General features: G+C 73.3%; 13 protein-coding genes. 5 read left to right on the top strand and 8 right to left on the bottom strand.

Going from position 1 to position 15,616, the window contains the following annotated elements; all coding sequences use genetic code 11:
• Positions 1-1,741 (top strand): 1-deoxy-D-xylulose-5-phosphate synthase (gene dxs / locus VIW71_RS24990; RefSeq protein WP_331624876.1); only part of this gene is annotated, 1,741 nt, incomplete at its 5' end.
• Between the two features lie 438 nt (positions 1,742-2,179).
• Complete coding sequence (locus VIW71_RS24985) at positions 2,180-3,031, top strand: DsbA family protein (RefSeq protein ID WP_331624875.1); 852 nt, start codon at positions 2,180-2,182, stop codon at positions 3,029-3,031.
• An 84-nt stretch (positions 3,032-3,115) separates the two neighbouring features.
• Here the strand turns inward: VIW71_RS24985 and VIW71_RS24980 are convergent, their stop codons facing one another.
• The 5 genes from VIW71_RS24980 to VIW71_RS24960 all read right to left on the bottom strand — a co-directional run bounded on the left by VIW71_RS24980 (position 3,116) and on the right by VIW71_RS24960 (position 9,575).
• Positions 3,116-5,251: a 3-hydroxyacyl-CoA dehydrogenase NAD-binding domain-containing protein gene (locus VIW71_RS24980; RefSeq protein WP_331624874.1), complete on the bottom strand. Its 2,136-nt coding sequence runs from the start codon at positions 5,249-5,251 to the stop codon at positions 3,116-3,118.
• Positions 5,248-6,468 (bottom strand): thiolase family protein, encoded by a 1,221-nt coding sequence (locus tag VIW71_RS24975; RefSeq protein ID WP_331624873.1) that lies wholly within the window; start codon positions 6,466-6,468, stop codon positions 5,248-5,250. Before VIW71_RS24975 ends, VIW71_RS24980 begins: the two co-directional genes overlap by 4 nt.
• Positions 6,469-6,590: 122 nt before the next feature.
• Positions 6,591-7,853, bottom strand: a complete 1,263-nt coding sequence (locus VIW71_RS24970; protein ID WP_331624872.1) for a ribonuclease D — start codon at positions 7,851-7,853, stop codon at positions 6,591-6,593.
• Between the two features lie 71 nt (positions 7,854-7,924).
• Entirely contained in the window at positions 7,925-8,590 is a 666-nt protein-coding gene (locus tag VIW71_RS24965; protein WP_093738920.1) for a response regulator transcription factor, read from the bottom strand.
• A 358-nt stretch (positions 8,591-8,948) separates the two neighbouring features.
• A complete protein-coding gene (locus tag VIW71_RS24960; protein ID WP_331624871.1) occupies positions 8,949-9,575 on the bottom strand; it encodes a DUF3000 domain-containing protein in 627 nt (208 codons plus the stop codon).
• A 90-nt stretch (positions 9,576-9,665) separates the two neighbouring features.
• On the opposite strand from VIW71_RS24960, the gene hemE reads away from it, so the two are divergent.
• Positions 9,666-10,730, top strand: coding sequence for a uroporphyrinogen decarboxylase (hemE, locus tag VIW71_RS24955; RefSeq protein WP_414720839.1), 1,065 nt, complete (start codon positions 9,666-9,668; stop codon positions 10,728-10,730).
• Between the two features lie 24 nt (positions 10,731-10,754).
• Here the strand turns inward: hemE and VIW71_RS24950 are convergent, their stop codons facing one another.
• The gene (locus VIW71_RS24950; RefSeq protein WP_331624868.1) at positions 10,755-11,810 is read right to left on the bottom strand and encodes a DUF4349 domain-containing protein; all 1,056 of its coding nucleotides are present in this window, start codon (positions 11,808-11,810) and stop codon (positions 10,755-10,757) included.
• A 140-nt stretch (positions 11,811-11,950) separates the two neighbouring features.
• On the opposite strand from VIW71_RS24950, the gene hemG reads away from it, so the two are divergent.
• Positions 11,951-13,435 (top strand): protoporphyrinogen oxidase, encoded by a 1,485-nt coding sequence (hemG, locus tag VIW71_RS24945; RefSeq protein ID WP_331624866.1) that lies wholly within the window; start codon positions 11,951-11,953, stop codon positions 13,433-13,435.
• 4 nt (positions 13,436-13,439) lie between these two features.
• A complete protein-coding gene (gene hemQ / locus VIW71_RS24940) occupies positions 13,440-14,180 on the top strand; it encodes a hydrogen peroxide-dependent heme synthase (RefSeq protein WP_331624865.1) in 741 nt (246 codons plus the stop codon).
• Positions 14,181-14,439: 259 nt separating this feature from the next.
• Here hemQ and VIW71_RS24935 read toward each other — a convergent pair whose 3' ends face one another.
• Positions 14,440-15,135 (bottom strand): peptidyl-tRNA hydrolase, encoded by a 696-nt coding sequence (locus tag VIW71_RS24935; protein ID WP_331624863.1) that lies wholly within the window; start codon positions 15,133-15,135, stop codon positions 14,440-14,442.
• 71 nt (positions 15,136-15,206) lie between these two features.
• Positions 15,207-15,611, bottom strand: coding sequence for a peptide-methionine (R)-S-oxide reductase MsrB (gene msrB, locus VIW71_RS24930; protein ID WP_331624862.1), 405 nt, complete (start codon positions 15,609-15,611; stop codon positions 15,207-15,209).
• Positions 15,612-15,616: the final 5 nt, after the last annotated feature.

The following is a 15,616-nucleotide window of genomic DNA, read 5'->3' as shown; positions in this document are numbered from 1 at the left end:
GCACAAGCTGCTGACCGGGCGGCAGGACTTCTCCAACCTCAAGAGCAAGGGCGGTCTGTCCGGCTACCCCTCGCGCGCCGAGTCCGAGCACGACGTGATCGAGAACAGCCACGCCTCCACCGTGCTCGGCTGGGCCGACGGTCTGGCCAAGGCGAACGAACTGCTCGGCCGCGACGACCACGTGGTCGCCGTGATCGGCGACGGCGCGCTGACCGGCGGCATGGCCTGGGAGGCGCTGAACAACATCGCCGCCGCGAAGGACCGCCCGCTGGTCATCGTCGTCAACGACAACGAGTGGTCGTACTCGCCGACCATCGGCGGTCTCGCCAACCACCTCGCCACCCTGCGCACCACCGACGGCTACGAGCAGTTCCTGGCCCGTACCAAGGAACTGCTGGAACGCACCCCGCTCATCGGCCGCCCGCTCTACGACACGCTGCACGGCGCGAAGAAGGGCCTGAAGGACTTCATCACCCCGCAGGGCATGTTCGAGGACCTGGGCCTGAAATACGTCGGCCCGATCGACGGCCACGACATCGAGGCGGTCGAGTCCGCGCTCCACCGCGCCAAGCGCTTCCGCGGCCCGGTCATCGTGCACTGCATCACGGAGAAGGGCCGCGGCTACCGGCCCGCCGAGCGCGACGAGACCGACCGCTTCCACGGCATCGGCCCGATCCACCCCGACACCGGCCTGCCGGTCGCCGCGGCCGGCGCCGACTGGACCTCGGTCTTCGGCGACGAGATGGTCGCGCTCGGCCAGGAGCGCCCCGACATCGTCGCCATCACCGCCGCGATGCTGCACCCGGTGGGCCTGACCAAGTTCGCCAAGGCGTTCCCCGAGCGGGTGTACGACGTCGGCATCGCCGAACAGCACGCCGCCGTCTCCGCCGCGGGTCTGGCCACCGGTGGCCTGCACCCGGTGGTCGCCGTCTACGCGACCTTCCTCAACCGTGCCTTCGACCAGGTGCTGATGGACGTCGCCCTGCACAAGTGCGGGGTCACCTTCGTCCTGGACCGGGCCGGGGTCACCGGCAGCGACGGCGCCTCGCACAACGGCATGTGGGACATGTCGATCCTCCAGGTCGTGCCGGGCCTGCGGATCGCCGCGCCGCGCGACGCCGACCAGGTGCGCGCGCAGCTCCGTGAGGCCGTCGAGGTCGAGGACGCGCCGACCGTCGTGCGGTACTCCAAGGGCGCGGTCGGCCCCGCGGTGCCCGCGGTCGGCCGGATCGGCGGGATGGACCTGCTGCGGGCCCCGTCGCAGACCTCCTCCGAGAGCGGGTCCGGCGACGTCGGGGGCGGGCGCACCGATGTCCTGCTGGTGTCGGTCGGCGCGCTGGCCCCGATGTGCCTGGAGATCGCGGCCCTGCTCGACGCGCAGGGCATCACCACCACCGTGGTCGACCCGCGCTGGGTCAAGCCGGTCGACCCGGAGCTGCCCGCGCTCGCCGCCGGGCACCGCGTGGTCGTCACCGTCGAGGACAACGGCCGCACCGGCGGCGTCGGTTCGGCCGTCGCGCAGGCGCTGCGCGACGCCGAGGTGGACGTACCGCTGCGGGACTTCGGCATCCCGCAGGAGTTCCTGGCGCACGGCTCCCGCAAGGACGTGCTGGCCGAGATCGGCCTCACCGCGCCCGCCGTCGCCCGCCAGGTGACCGGCCTGGTCGCCACCCTCGACGGCCGGTTCGCGGACGACGAGGACCCGGCCGCGGACCCCGCCGCCGAGGCCGCCCGCGACTGAACGCGCCGTCCTGGCCACGCGGGGGCCCATCCGTACACGGTGGACCCCCGCGCCCGCGCGCGTACGGCGATCCGCGCCACCCGCAACGCCACCGTGCCGGTGGACCCCCGCGCCCGCGTATGCGTATGCGCGCCTGAAGCGGTGAGGCGAACCTCCGGAGTGCGGTGACCACTGCCCGTCCCGGCCCGACCTGCACCGCGCGTTCCGCGCCCCCGGGTGCCGGTGCCGCGGTGCTGTCGGTGTGCGCCTCGCTGTGGCCGATGCCCGGCCTGAGCCTGGAGACGTGGCGCCGGTCCGCCACGTGGATGGCGCTCCGTTCGGTGGTCTGCTCCGGCTACGGCCGCTCGCACAGCGGGCTGGAGCCCGGCGTCAACCGGGGGGCGGAACCGATGGTAGAAAGGCGCGAGAGATGAGCGGGATGATCGAGGTGGCGTAGTCATGACGGAGTCCAAGGGACCCGACAACTCCGGTGGTGCGGCGGCGGGCCCGGGGAAGAAGAACCGCAAGAACCTCCTGGACCGGCTGCGGCCCTACGCTGTCGGCACGGTGGCCATGGCCGTCGTGTTCGGCGGCTCCGCGCTGGTCGGCGCACACGTCAGAGCCACCAAGGAGGACAAGGTCAGCGAGCCGAAGGGCGCCGTGGCGGCGGTCCCGGCCGCACCCGCGGCCGGTGCGTCCCCCGGCGCCGGCGCCGAGCAGAAGCTCGCCGTGCCGGTACGGTCGGCCGTCCCGGTCACCGTCACCGTCTACGAGGACCTGCGCAGCCCCGACTCCAAGGCGTTCGACGAGCAGTACCGCGCCACCTTCGACCAGTTGCTGACCACCGGTCAGGTACAGCTCCACTACCGGCTGGTCACTGCCTCCGACCAGGCGTACGGCGGCACCGGTGCCAAGGTGGCGGCCAACGCGGCGGCGTGCGCCCAGGACCAGGGACGGTTCACCGAGTTCGTGCGGGAGATCTGGAACAACCAGCCCGACCCGCACAGTGACGGTCTGGCCGACGTGGCTCTGATGACGAAGCTGGCCAAGAAGGCCGGGAAGATCACGGCGGGCACCTTCGAGCCGTGCGTCCAGCAGGCGGACCACGACGGGTGGGTGCGGCAGTCGCAGTCCGCGTTCGCCGCGCAGCACCTCGGCGACATGCCGGTCGTGCAGATCAATGGCACGGCGGTGCGGGGGACGCGTACGACACTCACTCCGCGCATGCTGCGGGCGCTGGTCCTCCAGGAGGCCAGGCGGGTGATCGCGGCGCGGGCGACGCCGGCCGCGACGAACACGCTGTTGCGCTGACCCGGTCGGCCCGGAGCGCACGACTGCCTGCGAGCGCCGGGCGGGCAGGTCCTGTCCGCCCGGCGCTCGAGGTGCCGCGCGGCACTACGCCGGGACGCTCGCCACTCCCGGTGCGAGGAACTTCTTGCCGTTGACGCGCTCGGAGATGCCCTCGCGGTCGAGGTAGGGGGTGATGCCGCCGAGGTGGAAGGGCCAGCCGGCACCGGTGATCAGGCAGAGGTCGATGTCCTGGGGCTCGGCGACGATGTGCTCGGCGAGCATCAGGCCGATCTCCTCGGCGACCGCGTCGAGGACGCGGGCGCGGACCTGGTCCTCGGTCAGGACGCTGTCGCCCTGCGTGAGGAGGGCGGCGACCTCCGGGTCGAGCTCGGGCCTGGCCGGATTGCCGTCGGGATACACGTAGAACCCGCGCTTGCCCGCCTTGACGACGGCGGCCAGGTTCTCCGAGACCTTGAAACGGTCCGGGAAGGCGCCGTGCAGGGTCTCCGAGACGTGCAGGCCGATCGCGGGTCCGACCAGTTCCAGCAGCACCAGCGGCGACATCGGCAGGCCGAGCGGTTCGATCGCCTTCTCCGCGACCTCGACCGGCGTGCCCTCGTCGATGACGTTCTGGACCTCGCCCATGAAGCGGGTGAGGATGCGGTTGACGACGAACGCCGGGGCGTCCTTCACCAGCACCGCCGTCTTCTTCAGCTTCTTGGCGACCGCGAAGGCCGTGGCCAGCGAGGCGTCGTCGGTGCCGGAGCCGCGGACGATCTCCAGCAGCGGCAGCACGGCGACCGGGTTGAAGAAGTGGAAGCCGACCACCCGTTCCGGGTGCTCCAGCTTCTCGGCCATCTCGGACACCGACAGCGACGAGGTGTTGGTGGCCAGGACCGCGTCGGGCCGTACCACCGCTTCCAGTTCGGCGAAGACCTGCTGTTTGACGCCCATCTCCTCGAAGACGGCCTCGATGACGAAGTCCGCGTCGCCGAAGGCGGTGGCCTTGTCGAGGTGGCCGGAGACCAGGGCCTTGAGGCGGTTGGCCTTGTCCGCGCCGACGCGGCCCTTGGCGAGCAGCTTGTCGATCTCGCCGTGGACGTATCCGACGCCCTTGTCGATCCGCTCCTGGTCGATGTCGGTCAGCACGACCGGCACCTCCAGGCGGCGGGCGAAGAGCAGCGCGAGCTGGGAGGCCATCAGGCCCGCGCCGACCACGCCGACCTTGGTCAGCGGGCGGGCCAGCGACTTGTCGGGTGCGCCGGCCGGGCGCTTGCCGCGCTTCTGCACGAGGTTGAAGGCGTAGATGCCGCTGCGCAGCTCGCCACCCATGATGAGGTCGGCCAGCGCGGCGTCCTCGGCGTCGAAGCCCTGGCCCAGGTCGCCGTTCTTCGCGGCGGCGATGATGTCCAGCGCCCGGTAGGCGGCCGGGGCGGCGCCGTGCACCTTGCTGTCGGCGATGAAGCGGCCCCGGGCCACAGCCTCGTCCCAGGCCGCGCCGCGGTCCACCTCGGGGCGTACCACCTGGATCTCGCCGGTGAGGACGGCCGCGGTCCACGCCAGCGACCGCTCCAGGAAGTCGGCGGCGTCGAACAGGGCGTCCGCGATGCCGAGATCGTAGACCTGCCCGCCCCCCAGCTGGCGGTTCTGGTTGAGCGAGTTCTCGATGATGACGGTGACCGCGCGGTCGGCCCCGATCAGGTTGGGCAGCAGGGTGCAGCCGCCCCAGCCGGGGACCAGGCCGAGGAAGACCTCGGGCAGCGAGAAGGCCGGCACCGAGGCGGAGACCGTGCGGTAGGTGCAGTGCAGGCCGGCCTCGACGCCGCCGCCCATCGCGGCGCCGTTGTAGTACGCGAAGGTGGGCACGGCCAGCGAGGAGAGGCGCCTGAAGACGTCGTGGCCGCCCTTTCCGATGGCCAGCGCGTCCTCGTGCCTCCCCAGCAGTTCGACACCCTTGAGGTCGGCGCCGACCGCGAAGATGAACGGCTTGCCGGTGATGCCGGCACCCGTGATCTCCCCGGCCGCTGCCTCCTTCTCGACCTGGTCGATCGCGGTGTTCAGGTTCGCGAGCGACTGCGGGCCGAAGGTGGTGGGCTTGGTGTGGTCGAACCCGTTGTCCAGGGTGATCAGGGCGAAGCGGCCCGCTCCCGGGAGGTCCAGGTGCCGCACCTGGGCGCTGGTGACGACCTCGCCGGGGAAGAGCTCGGCCGCCCCCTTCAGCAGTTCGGTGGTGGTGGTCACTTGCTGCCTCCGTCGAAGTGCGGGTTCTCCCAGACGACCGTGCCGCCCATGCCGAGGCCGACGCACATGGTGGTGATGCCGTAGCGCACCTGCGGCTGCTCCTCGAACTGCCGCGCGAGCTGGGTCATCAGCCGTACCCCGGAGGACGCCAGCGGATGACCGAAGGCGATGGCGCCGCCGTACTGGTTGACCCGCGGGTCGTCGTCGGCGATCCCGTAGTGGTCCAGCAGGGACAGCACCTGGACGGCGAACGCCTCGTTGACCTCGAACAGGCCGATGTCGTCGATGGTCAGACCCGCCTTGGCGAGTGCCTTCTCGGTGGCCGGGATCGGGCCGATGCCCATCACCTCGGGCTCGACGCCGGCGAAGGCGTACGACACCAGGCGCATCCTCACCGGCAGGGCGAGCTCGCGGGCCACGTCCTCGGCGGCGAGCAGCGAGGCGGTGGCGCCGTCGTTGAGACCGGCCGCGTTGCCCGCGGTGACCCGGCCGTGCGGGCGGAACGGGGTCTTCAGACCCGCGAGCTGCTCCAGCGTGGTGCCCGGGCGCATCGGCTCGTCGGCGGTGGCCAGGCCCCAGCCGGTCTCGCCCGCATCCGGGTCGGTGCGGCGGATCGCGATGGGCACCAGGTCCTGCTGGATCCTGCCGTTGGCGTACGCCTTCGCCGCCTTCTCCTGGCTGCGCACCGCGTACTCGTCGGCGCGCTCCTTGGTCAGCCGCGGGAAGCGGTCGTGCAGGTTCTCCGCGGTCATGCCCATGAACATCGCGGACTCGTCGACGAGCTTCTCGGAGACGAACCGCGGGTTGGGGTCCACTCCCTCGCCCATCGGGTGCCGCCCCATGTGCTCCACGCCGCCGGCGACGACCACGTCGTACGCGCCGAAGGCGATCCCGCCGGCCGTCGTCGTCACGGCGGTCATCGCGCCCGCGCACATCCGGTCGACGGAGAAGCCGGGCACGGTGGTCGGCAGCCCGGCGAGGATGCCCGCCGTGCGGCCCAGTGTCAGCCCCTGGTCGCCGATCTGCGTGGTGGCGGCGACCGCGACCTCGTCGATCCGGGCCGGGTCCAGATCCGGATTGCGCCGCAGCAGCTCCCGGACGCACTTGATCACCAGATCGTCGGCCCGGGTCTCGTGGTACATGCCCTTCGGGCCCGCTTTGCCGAACGGGGTACGGACACCGTCAACGAAGACGACATCCCTCGCGGTACGAGGCACGACGGCACTCCCTCTCAAGAATTGGAACCCTGCCCGGCCAATGCTACTCGTGGGTAACCGACGTTCGCAGCCTTACCCGCGGAAGCGGCAGGGCTCACATTCCGCGAGTTGGTGATGTCTGGTTACCCGGATTGTCCGGACTGTCCCTCGACCGGGCGGGCCATGAGGGCCGTGGTGAGCGCGGGCGTGATCAGGGCGACCTGCCAGCGGCGGGCGCCGAGGGAGTCGAGGGTGGAGGCGACCACCTCCGGGGTGGTCTCCGTGGGCGGCGCCCAGCACAGGCGGCGGACCGTGTCCGGGCTGACCAGGTTCTCCTGCGGGAGGTTCAGCTCCTCCGCCAGCGCGGAGACGGCCGCCCGGGCGGCCGACAGGCGGGCCGCCGCGGCCGGGTCCTTGTCGGGCCAGGAACGCGGTGGCGGGGGACCGGTGTACGCGGCGGCAGGCTGGGGCAGCTCCCGCTCCGGCAGCGCCCGCGCCCGGTCGATCGCGGCCTGCCACTGTTCGAGCTGGCGGCGGCCCATCCGGTGCCCGAAGCCCGGCAGCGCGGCCAGCGCGTGCACGTTCGGCGGGTTCTCCAGCGCCGCCGTGATGATCGCGGCGTCGCTCAGTACCCGCCCCGGCGACACGTCCCGTTCCCGTGCGGCGCGGTCCCGCGCCTGCCACAGCTCGCGCACCACGCCGATCTGGCGTCTGCGCCGCACTCTGTGCATGCCGGACGTACGGCGCCAGGGGTCGATCCGCGGCGCGGGCGGCGGCGCGGCGGCGATCGCCGCGAACTCCTCCAGCGCCCACTCCAGCTTGCCCTGGACCCGCAGCTCTTCCTCCAGCGCGTCCCGCAGGTCGACCAGCAGCTCCACGTCGAGCGCCGCGTACCGCAGCCACGGCTCGGGCAGCGGGCGGGTGGACCAGTCGACCGCGGAGTGGCCCTTCTCCAGCGCGAACCCCAGCACGTTCTCCACCATCGCGCCGAGCCCCACCCGGGCGAACCCGGCCAGCCGTCCGGCCAGTTCAGTGTCGAACAGGGAGGTGGGGCGCATGCCGAGCTCGTCCAGGCAGGGCAGGTCCTGGGTGGCGGCGTGCAGCACCCACTCCGTGTCGGCCAGTGCCTCGCCCAGCGCGGACAGGTCGGGACATCCGACGGGGTCGATGAGCGCGGTCCCTGCTCCGGCGCGGCGCAACTGGACCAGATAGGCCCGCTGTCCGTAGCGGTAGCCGGAGGCGCGCTCGGCATCGACGGCGACCGGGCCGGAGCCCGCGGCGAAGGCCGCGATGACGGGTGCGAGGGCCTCCGGGCTGGCGGTCACCGGCGGGATGCCCTCGCGCGGGTCCAGCAGCGGGACCGGCGCCGTGGCTGCTCTGGTTGCGGTCTCTCTGGCGTCGGTCACCTGTCAAGGGTAGCCGGGCAGGGCCGTTCGCGCGGTGATCCACCGGACAGTCGCCGGCGCCCACCGCGCTGTCAGTGGATGATGCCGGTGCGCAGCGCCACCGCGACCATGCCCGCCCGGTCACCCGTGCCGAGCTTGCGGGCGATCCGCGCCAGGTGGCTCTTGACGGTCAGCGCGGACAGGCCCATGGACACGCCGATCGCCTTGTTCGACTGGCCTTCGGCGACCAGGCGCAGCACCTCGACCTCGCGTCCGGACAGTTCCCGGTAACCGCCCGGGTGGCCGGGGGCGCCGGGCGGGCGGCGCTGCATGCGGGCCGCGGTGGCGCCCAGCGGGGCGAGCCCGGGGCGGCCGGCCAGCGAGCCGGGGCTGTTGCGCGTACCGGTCACGACGTAGCCCTTCACGCCGCCGGCCAGCGCGTTGCGTACCGCGCCGATGTCGTCGGCGGCGGACAGCGCCAGGCCGTTGGGCCAGCCGGCCGCACGGGTCTCGGCGAGCAGGGTCAGGCCGGAACCGTCGGGCAGATGGACGTCGGCGACGCAGATGTCGCGGGGATTACCGACCCGGGGACGGGCCTCGGCGATCGACGAGGCCTCGATCACATCACGAACGCCGAGAGCCCACAGGTGTCGGGTGACAGTGGAGCGGACGCGGGGGTCGGCGACGACGACCATGGCCGTCGGCTTGCTGGGACGGTAGGCGACCAGGCTCGTGGGCTGCTCGAGAAGAACGGACACCGGGCCTCCTGTGGCAAAGGGGACTGAAACGGTCACAGTCTCCTTCGGCAGCAATTGCCCCGGGCTTTAGGGAAAGATCACGATTTATTGAGCATCAATTCCGGCAAATCGGACGACCGCTCGAACGGGCGGTCTGAACGGGCACGCGTGTGCACCAGGTGGTACGGTGCGCGACCCGGCCGCGGCTGCCGACACGTGACCGTGTCCGTCGTCACCCTGTCCGCCGTCACCCGCGCGCGTACGTGCCCGGGGGCGCGGGTACGGGGCCGCCGTACGTCCGCCGCGCCCTGTCCTCGTCCTTCAGGAACGGCGCTTCAGGAACGGCGCTTGGGCAACGGCGTCCTTCAGGAACGGCGCTTCAGGAACGGCGCTTGGGCAACGGCACCACGCCGCCGGCCCCCCGCCCGGCCGCGTCCGGGCCGTCCGACGGCGGCAGACCCGCGCACGCGCACAGCAGGTCGCACCAGGCCACCAGGTGGGCGACCACGTCGGGGCCCGCTCCGCCCGGCCGGTCCCGCGGAGTCCACGAGGCCCGGATCTCGATCTGCGTGTCGTCCGTCTTGTCCGCCAGGGCGCCGAAGTAGTGGGAGGACGCGCGGGAGACCGTACCGCTGGGGTGGTCGTACGCCGCCCCGCGCGCGGCCAGCGCGCCCGTCAGCCACGACCAGCTCACCTCGGGCAGCAGCGGATCCCCGGCCATCTCCGGCTCCAGTTCGGCGCGGGCCAGCGTGACCACGCGGAAGTCGCCGTGCCACGCGTCGTGGCCGTCCGGTTCGTGCAGCAGCACCAGCCGTCCGTCGGCCAGTTCCTCGCCGTCCACGAGCACCGCCGCCTCGAGCGCGTACGCGTACGAGGCGAGCCTGCGCGGCGCCGCGGTCTCCTCGATCCGGATCTCGGGCCGCACCCGGGCGGAACGCACTGCCTCCACCGCTTGCCGGAAAGGAAAGGGAGCCTCGTCGCCCGAGTGCCCGTGTACCGCTGCCATGCCCGGAAGAGTAAGCGCCTGCGGCGCGCTGTGCCGGGACCAACACCGCTTTGCCGCCGCGCCCGCGGCCGTGCTCGTGCCCGTGCGAAGATTCAAGGCGTGAGTGCGCTCCAGCAGACCGCTGCTTCCCCGTTCATCCGCGCCTGCCGGCGTGAGCCCGTGCCGCACACCCCGGTGTGGTTCATGCGGCAGGCAGGGCGTTCGCTGCCCGAGTACCTGAAGGCGCGGGAGGGCATCCCCATGCTGGACTCCTGCATGCGGCCCGATCTCGTCACCGAGATCACCCTTCAGCCGGTGCGCCGCCACCGGGTCGACGCGGCGATCTACTTCAGCGACATCGTGGTGCCGCTCAAGGCGATCGGCCTCGACCTGGACATCAAGCCCGGGGTCGGGCCGGTGGTGGCCGACCCGATCCGCAGCCGGGAGGACCTGAGGCGGCTGCGGGACCTGGAGCCCGGCGACGTCTCCTACGTCACCGAGGCGATCGGGATGCTCACCGCCGAACTCGGCGCCACCCCGCTGATCGGCTTCGCCGGCGCGCCCTTCACGCTCGCCAGCTACCTGATCGAGGGCGGCCCTTCGCGCAACCACGAGCGCACCAAGGCCCTGATGTACGGCGACCCCGAGCTCTGGCACGACCTGCTGGACCGCCTCGCCGAGATCACCGCAGCCTTCCTCAAGGTGCAGATCGAGGCCGGCGCCAGCGCCGTACAGCTCTTCGACTCCTGGGTCGGCGCGCTCGCGCCCACCGACTACCGGCGCCAGGTGATGCCGGCCTCCGCCAAGGTCTTCGAGGCGGTCGCCGGGTACGGGGTGCCGCGGATCCACTTCGGCGTCGGCACCGGCGAACTGCTCGGGCTGATGGGCGAGGCGGGCGCGGACGTGGTCGGCGTGGACTGGCGGGTGCCGCTGGACGAGGCGGCGCGCCGGGTCGGCCCCGGCAAGGCGCTCCAGGGCAACCTCGACCCGGCGGTGCTCTTCGCCCCGACCGCGGCCGTCGAGGCGAAGACCCGGGAGGTGCTGTACGCCGCGAGGGCCGCCACCGCCACCGGGGGCGGCCACATCTTCAACCTCGGCCACGGCGTGCTGCCCAGCACCGACCCCGACGCGCTCACCCGGCTGGTCGACTTCGTGCACCGGTCGACCGAGGCCTGAGCCCCGGCCGACCGGGCCGGCCGCTCAGTCCCGGGGCTGTTCCGGCTCCTCCCCGTGCGAAGCGGGGGCCGGGACCTGCCAGGGCCTGCCGTCCGGGGCGTGGAGCGAGGCGTGGGCGACCGTCCGGGCGGGCCTCCTGCGCGGCAGCAGGCGCCGTACCGGCCGGTAGGCGAACCAGGCGAGCAGGCCCGCCAGCAGGAACGGCAGCGTCACCGACAGCACCACGAGCGTCCCGCGCAGCGCCAGGTAGAACGCATGCCAGCCGTCTTCGAGGGCGTGGCCGACCGCGGTCCAGAAGCCGTCGTGCGCGGCCGGCTTCGGCGGGACGAACCGCACCGGCGGCTCGGTGAGCCGCAGCGTGACGGTGGCGAGGTCCGTCTGGGACCTCAGCGTCGCCTGCTGGGCCTCCAGGGATTCCAACGCGGCCTCGCGGGTGCTCAGTTCGCTCTCCAGCGACACCACGTCGCTGAGCCGGGCGGCCCGGTCCATGAGCGCCCGTACCCGGGCCACGCTGGCCTGCTGGGACTTGATGCGGCTCTCGACGTCCACCACCTCGCCGGTGACGTCCGCCACGCTGACCCTGCGTTCCAGCAGGGTGCCGAGCCCGGCGAGGTCGGTGAGGAGCCGGTCGTACCCGGCAGCCGGCACCCGGAGCTGGACCGAGGACCGCGTGTGGCCGCGGGCGTCCACCGAGGTGTCCTCGTCGGCCGCGTAACCGCCGGCCGCGGCGGCCAGGTCCCGCGCCTTGTTCAGCGCGTCCTCGACGTGCGGGGTGCGGACGGTCATGTGCGCGGTACGGACCAGGTACGTGGCCGGCGCCGGGGTCCTGGCACCGGTGGTCGGCCTGCCGCCGGGGGCCGCGTCGTCTCCGGTGGCGCCGGACGGGCTGTCGGCCTGGGCCCTTCCGCCTCCCGGCCGGGCCGGTGCCGCCTTGTCGGCCGACGCGGACGAGGAGTCGCTGCCGCCGGATGAGCTGCACCCGGCGACGGCGAGCGAGCCGGCCAGCAGCAGCGCGAACAGCGCGCCGGCGCCGCGGCGCCCGCGTCTGAGCCGGGTCCCGGTCGTGCGGACAGTGGGCACGTGCGTCATGAGATCCCCCTGGGGCAGGGCCGTTGAAGCCTGTCGCCGCTTTGACGTACGGGTCGCCGGGCGGGTTGCCGGTGCGCGGTCCCGATGGGGTCACGGTCGGGGCTCGATCCGGCGTCTGAGAAAGTGGAGGAATGACCAAGACGCACACCGTGGCGGGCGCCGCGGGCCGGGCGCACGCACCTCATGTGGTGGTCGTCGGCGGCGGGATCTCCGGACTCGCCGCCGCCTGGGAGCTGGCCCGCGCGGGCGTGCGGGTGACCCTGCTGGAGGCGTCGCCGCGGCTCGGGGGGAAGCTCCACGTCGGCGAGATCGCCGGGGTGCCGGTCGACCTCGGTGCGGAGTCGCTGCTCGCCCGGCGGCCCGAGGCGATCGCCCTGGCCCGCGAGGTCGGGCTGGGGGACGATCTGGAGCCGCCTGCGGTGCTGGGCGCCGGACTGTGGACCCGGGGGCGGCTGCGGACGATGCCCCAGGGCCAGGTGATGGGCGTGCCGGGGGATCTCGGCCCGCTCGCCGCCTCCGGCGTGCTGTCCGCCGCCGGGCTCGCCCGCCTCACCCTCGACCACGTCCTGCCCCGGACCGAGATCGGCGACGACGTGGCGGTCGGCGGCCTCGTCGCCGCCCGGCTCGGTCGCGAGGTGGTGGACCGGCTGGTCGAACCACTGCTCGGCGGGGTGTACGCGGGCAGCGCGTACCAGCTCTCGCTGCGCGCCGCCGTGCCGCAGCTCTTCACCGCGGTACGGGACGGGCGCTCGCTGATCGAGGCGGCCAGGGACCTCCAGCGCAAGGCCGCCGCCCGCGGGGAGAGCGGGCCGGTCTTCAACGGTCTGCGTGGCGGCGTCGGACGGCTGCCGCTCGCGGTCGCCGGCGCGTGCCGGGCGGCGGGTGTCACCATCGAGACCGGCGCCGCCGTGAGCGAGCTGCGGCGCGTCGGGCCGCACGACTGGCAGGTCGGCCTGACGGACCGGGCGGTGGCCGCCGACGCGGTGGTGCTGGCGGCGCCCGCGCCCGAGGCCGCCCGGCTGCTGGCCGCCGAGTCGCCCGCCGCCGCGGCCGAACTCGGCAGCGTCGCCTACGCGGGCATGGCCCTGGTCACCATGGCCTTCCGCCGCCGTGACCTGCTCCACCTGCCGCACAGCAGCGGCTTCCTGGTCCCGCCGGTCGACGGCCGGACGATCAAGGCGGCCACCTTCGCGAGCCGCAAGTGGGGCTGGCTCGACCAGGCCGGGGGCGACACCGTCGTGCTGCGCACCTCGGTCGGCCGGCACGGCGACGAGGCGGACCTCGCCTGGGACGACACCGACCTGGTCCGGCTCTCCCGGGAGGACCTGGGCGAGGCCGTGGGTCTGCGGGCCGCGCCGGTCGCGGCGCGCGTCACCCGCTGGTACGACGGGCTGCCGCAGTACGCGGTCGGGCACGTGGACCTGGTGCGGCGGATTCGCAAGCACCTGGGAAAGCTGCAGGGCCTCGCGGTGTGCGGAGCGGTGTACGACGGGGTGGGCATCCCGGCGTGCGTGGGCGCCGGGCGCCGGGCGGCGGGCGAGGTGCTGGCCGGTCTCGCACCGGGCGCGGCGGGGGCGACCCTGGTGCCGGGTACCCCTGGCGGCGCGGGAGAATAGCCGCATGAGCGACTCCACTGCCACCCCTGACACCGTCAGCTCCGCCAAGGCCCCGAACGCGGGCAAGAAGGCCAAGGACCTCAACGAGGTCATCCGGTACACGCTCTGGTCGGTGTTCCGGCTGCGGGACGCGCTGCCCGGCGACCGCACGGGCTACGCCGACGAGGTGGCGGAGCTGTTCGCCCAACTCGCCGCGAAGGACGTGACCGTACGCGGCACCTACGACGTGTCCGGGCTGCGGGCCGACGCCGACCTGATGATCTGGTGGCACGCCGAGACCTCCGACGCGCTCCAGGAGGCGTACAACCTCTTCCGCCGCACCCGGCTGGGCCGCGCCCTGGAACCGGTGTGGTCCAACATGGCGCTGCACCGCCCGGCCGAGTTCAACAAGTCCCATGTGCCGGCCTTCCTCGCCGACGAGACGCCGCGCGACTACGTGAGCGTCTATCCCTTCGTCCGCTCCTACGACTGGTACCTGCTGCCGGAGGAGGACCGGCGCCGGATGCTCGCCGACCACGGCAGGATGGCGCGCGGCTACCCCGACGTACGGGCCAACACCGTCGCCTCCTTCTCGCTCGGCGACTACGAGTGGATCCTCGCCTTCGAGGCGGACGAGCTGTATCGCATCGTCGACCTCATGCGGCACCTGCGCGCCTCCGAGGCACGGATGCACGTCCGCGAGGAGGTTCCGTTCTTCACCGGCCGCCGCCGCGAGCTGGGCGACCTCGTGGCCGGCCTGGCGTAGGGCGTCCGACGTCCGGGTCCGCGCCGGCGGCCCCGTCCCACCGAGCTGTCCGCCCTCGCCGACGCGGGCCGCCTCACGCTGCGGGGTCGCCGGCACATATCCGCTGGACAAGGCCGCAGACGCGCGGGAAGGCTCGCCGCGGGAGGAGTGCGCGGTCGGCTGGTCCTGGTACCGTGAGGCCGTGAGCAGGGGTGCGGCCCGCCGTGACGCCCGGCCCGGGGGCGGTCGGCGCCGCGAGCCGCACCCCGCGGGTACCCCCTTACCGCAGGACCGGGTGGTCGGCGACCACCGTGCAGGAGCCCGGGGCGATCTCGGTGAAGCCGGCGTCGCGGACGACGGGGAGGCCGGCCGCGGTCAGGCGGGGCCATTCGGCGGGCGGCGCGGTACGGACGGCGAGCGGGAAGCCGGCCTTGCGCCAGGACTCGCGGTCCGCGTCGGACAGCTCCCACCAGGCCAGTTGTGCGCCGTGGCCGGCCTGGGCCATCGCCTTGCCGGCCGACATGGCGATCTCGGGGTTCAGCCAGAGCACCGGTTCCGTCAGGTCGGCCGGGGGCGGTGCCTCCGGGTCGGCCAGTTCGGTGCCGGAGACCTGCAACCGGGCCAGGTCCCTGGGCCACCCGTCCAGCGGGACCGGCGGGAAGACCCGCACCTGTGCGGCCCGGCCGGTCACCGTGATGCCCGGCAACGCCTCGGCGCGCCGCCATTCGGCGCCCCGGGCCCGCCGCACCACCTTGCGGATGCGCGCGTCCTGCCAGTCCCGTACCGCCTTCGCCCACTCCCCGTCGGGCGCGGTCGCCCGCTCGTCGGAGAGCAGGGTCAGTACGGCGCGGGCGGCCGTCTCCAGCGCGTCCGTACGGGACGGCGGCGCGTCGCGCTCCATCCGTACGACCAGGGGCAGGACGAACTGGGGCGCCGCGTCGCGGTCCACGGCCTCATGCTGCAGGGGGCTGCTCACCCGCCCAGTCTGCCACCGCGGTGCGACAGGCCGGGCGGGGGCGGGCACGAGAGGCGGCCGGCCCGGGAGGGCTACTTCTCCGGACTCAGCCGCAGCGAGATCGAGTTGATGCAGTAGCGCTGGTCGGTCGGGGTGCCGTAGCCCTCGCCCTCGAAGACGTGGCCCAGGTGGGAGCCGCAGCGCGCACAGCGGACCTCCACTCGTACCATCCCGAAGGAGCGGTCCTCGATGAGTTCCACGGCATCGGAGTCGGCGGGGTCGTAGAACGACGGCCAGCCGCAGTGCGACTCGAACTTGGTGTCGGAACGGAAGAGTTCGGCGCCGCAGGCACGGCACGCGTAGACGCCCTCCGTCTTGGTGTCGGTGTACTCGCCGGTGAAGGGACGCTCGGTGCCGGCCTCGCGCAGGACCGCGTACTCCTGCGGGGACAGCTCCGCACGCCACTGCTCGTCGGTCTTGTTGACTTCGTACGACATTGAGG

The sequence above is a fragment of the Streptomyces sp. genome (assembly GCF_036524955.1).
Taxonomy (GTDB): Bacteria; Actinomycetota; Actinomycetes; order Streptomycetales; family Streptomycetaceae; genus Actinacidiphila.
This window is presented reverse-complemented; position numbering and strand designations above follow the sequence as displayed.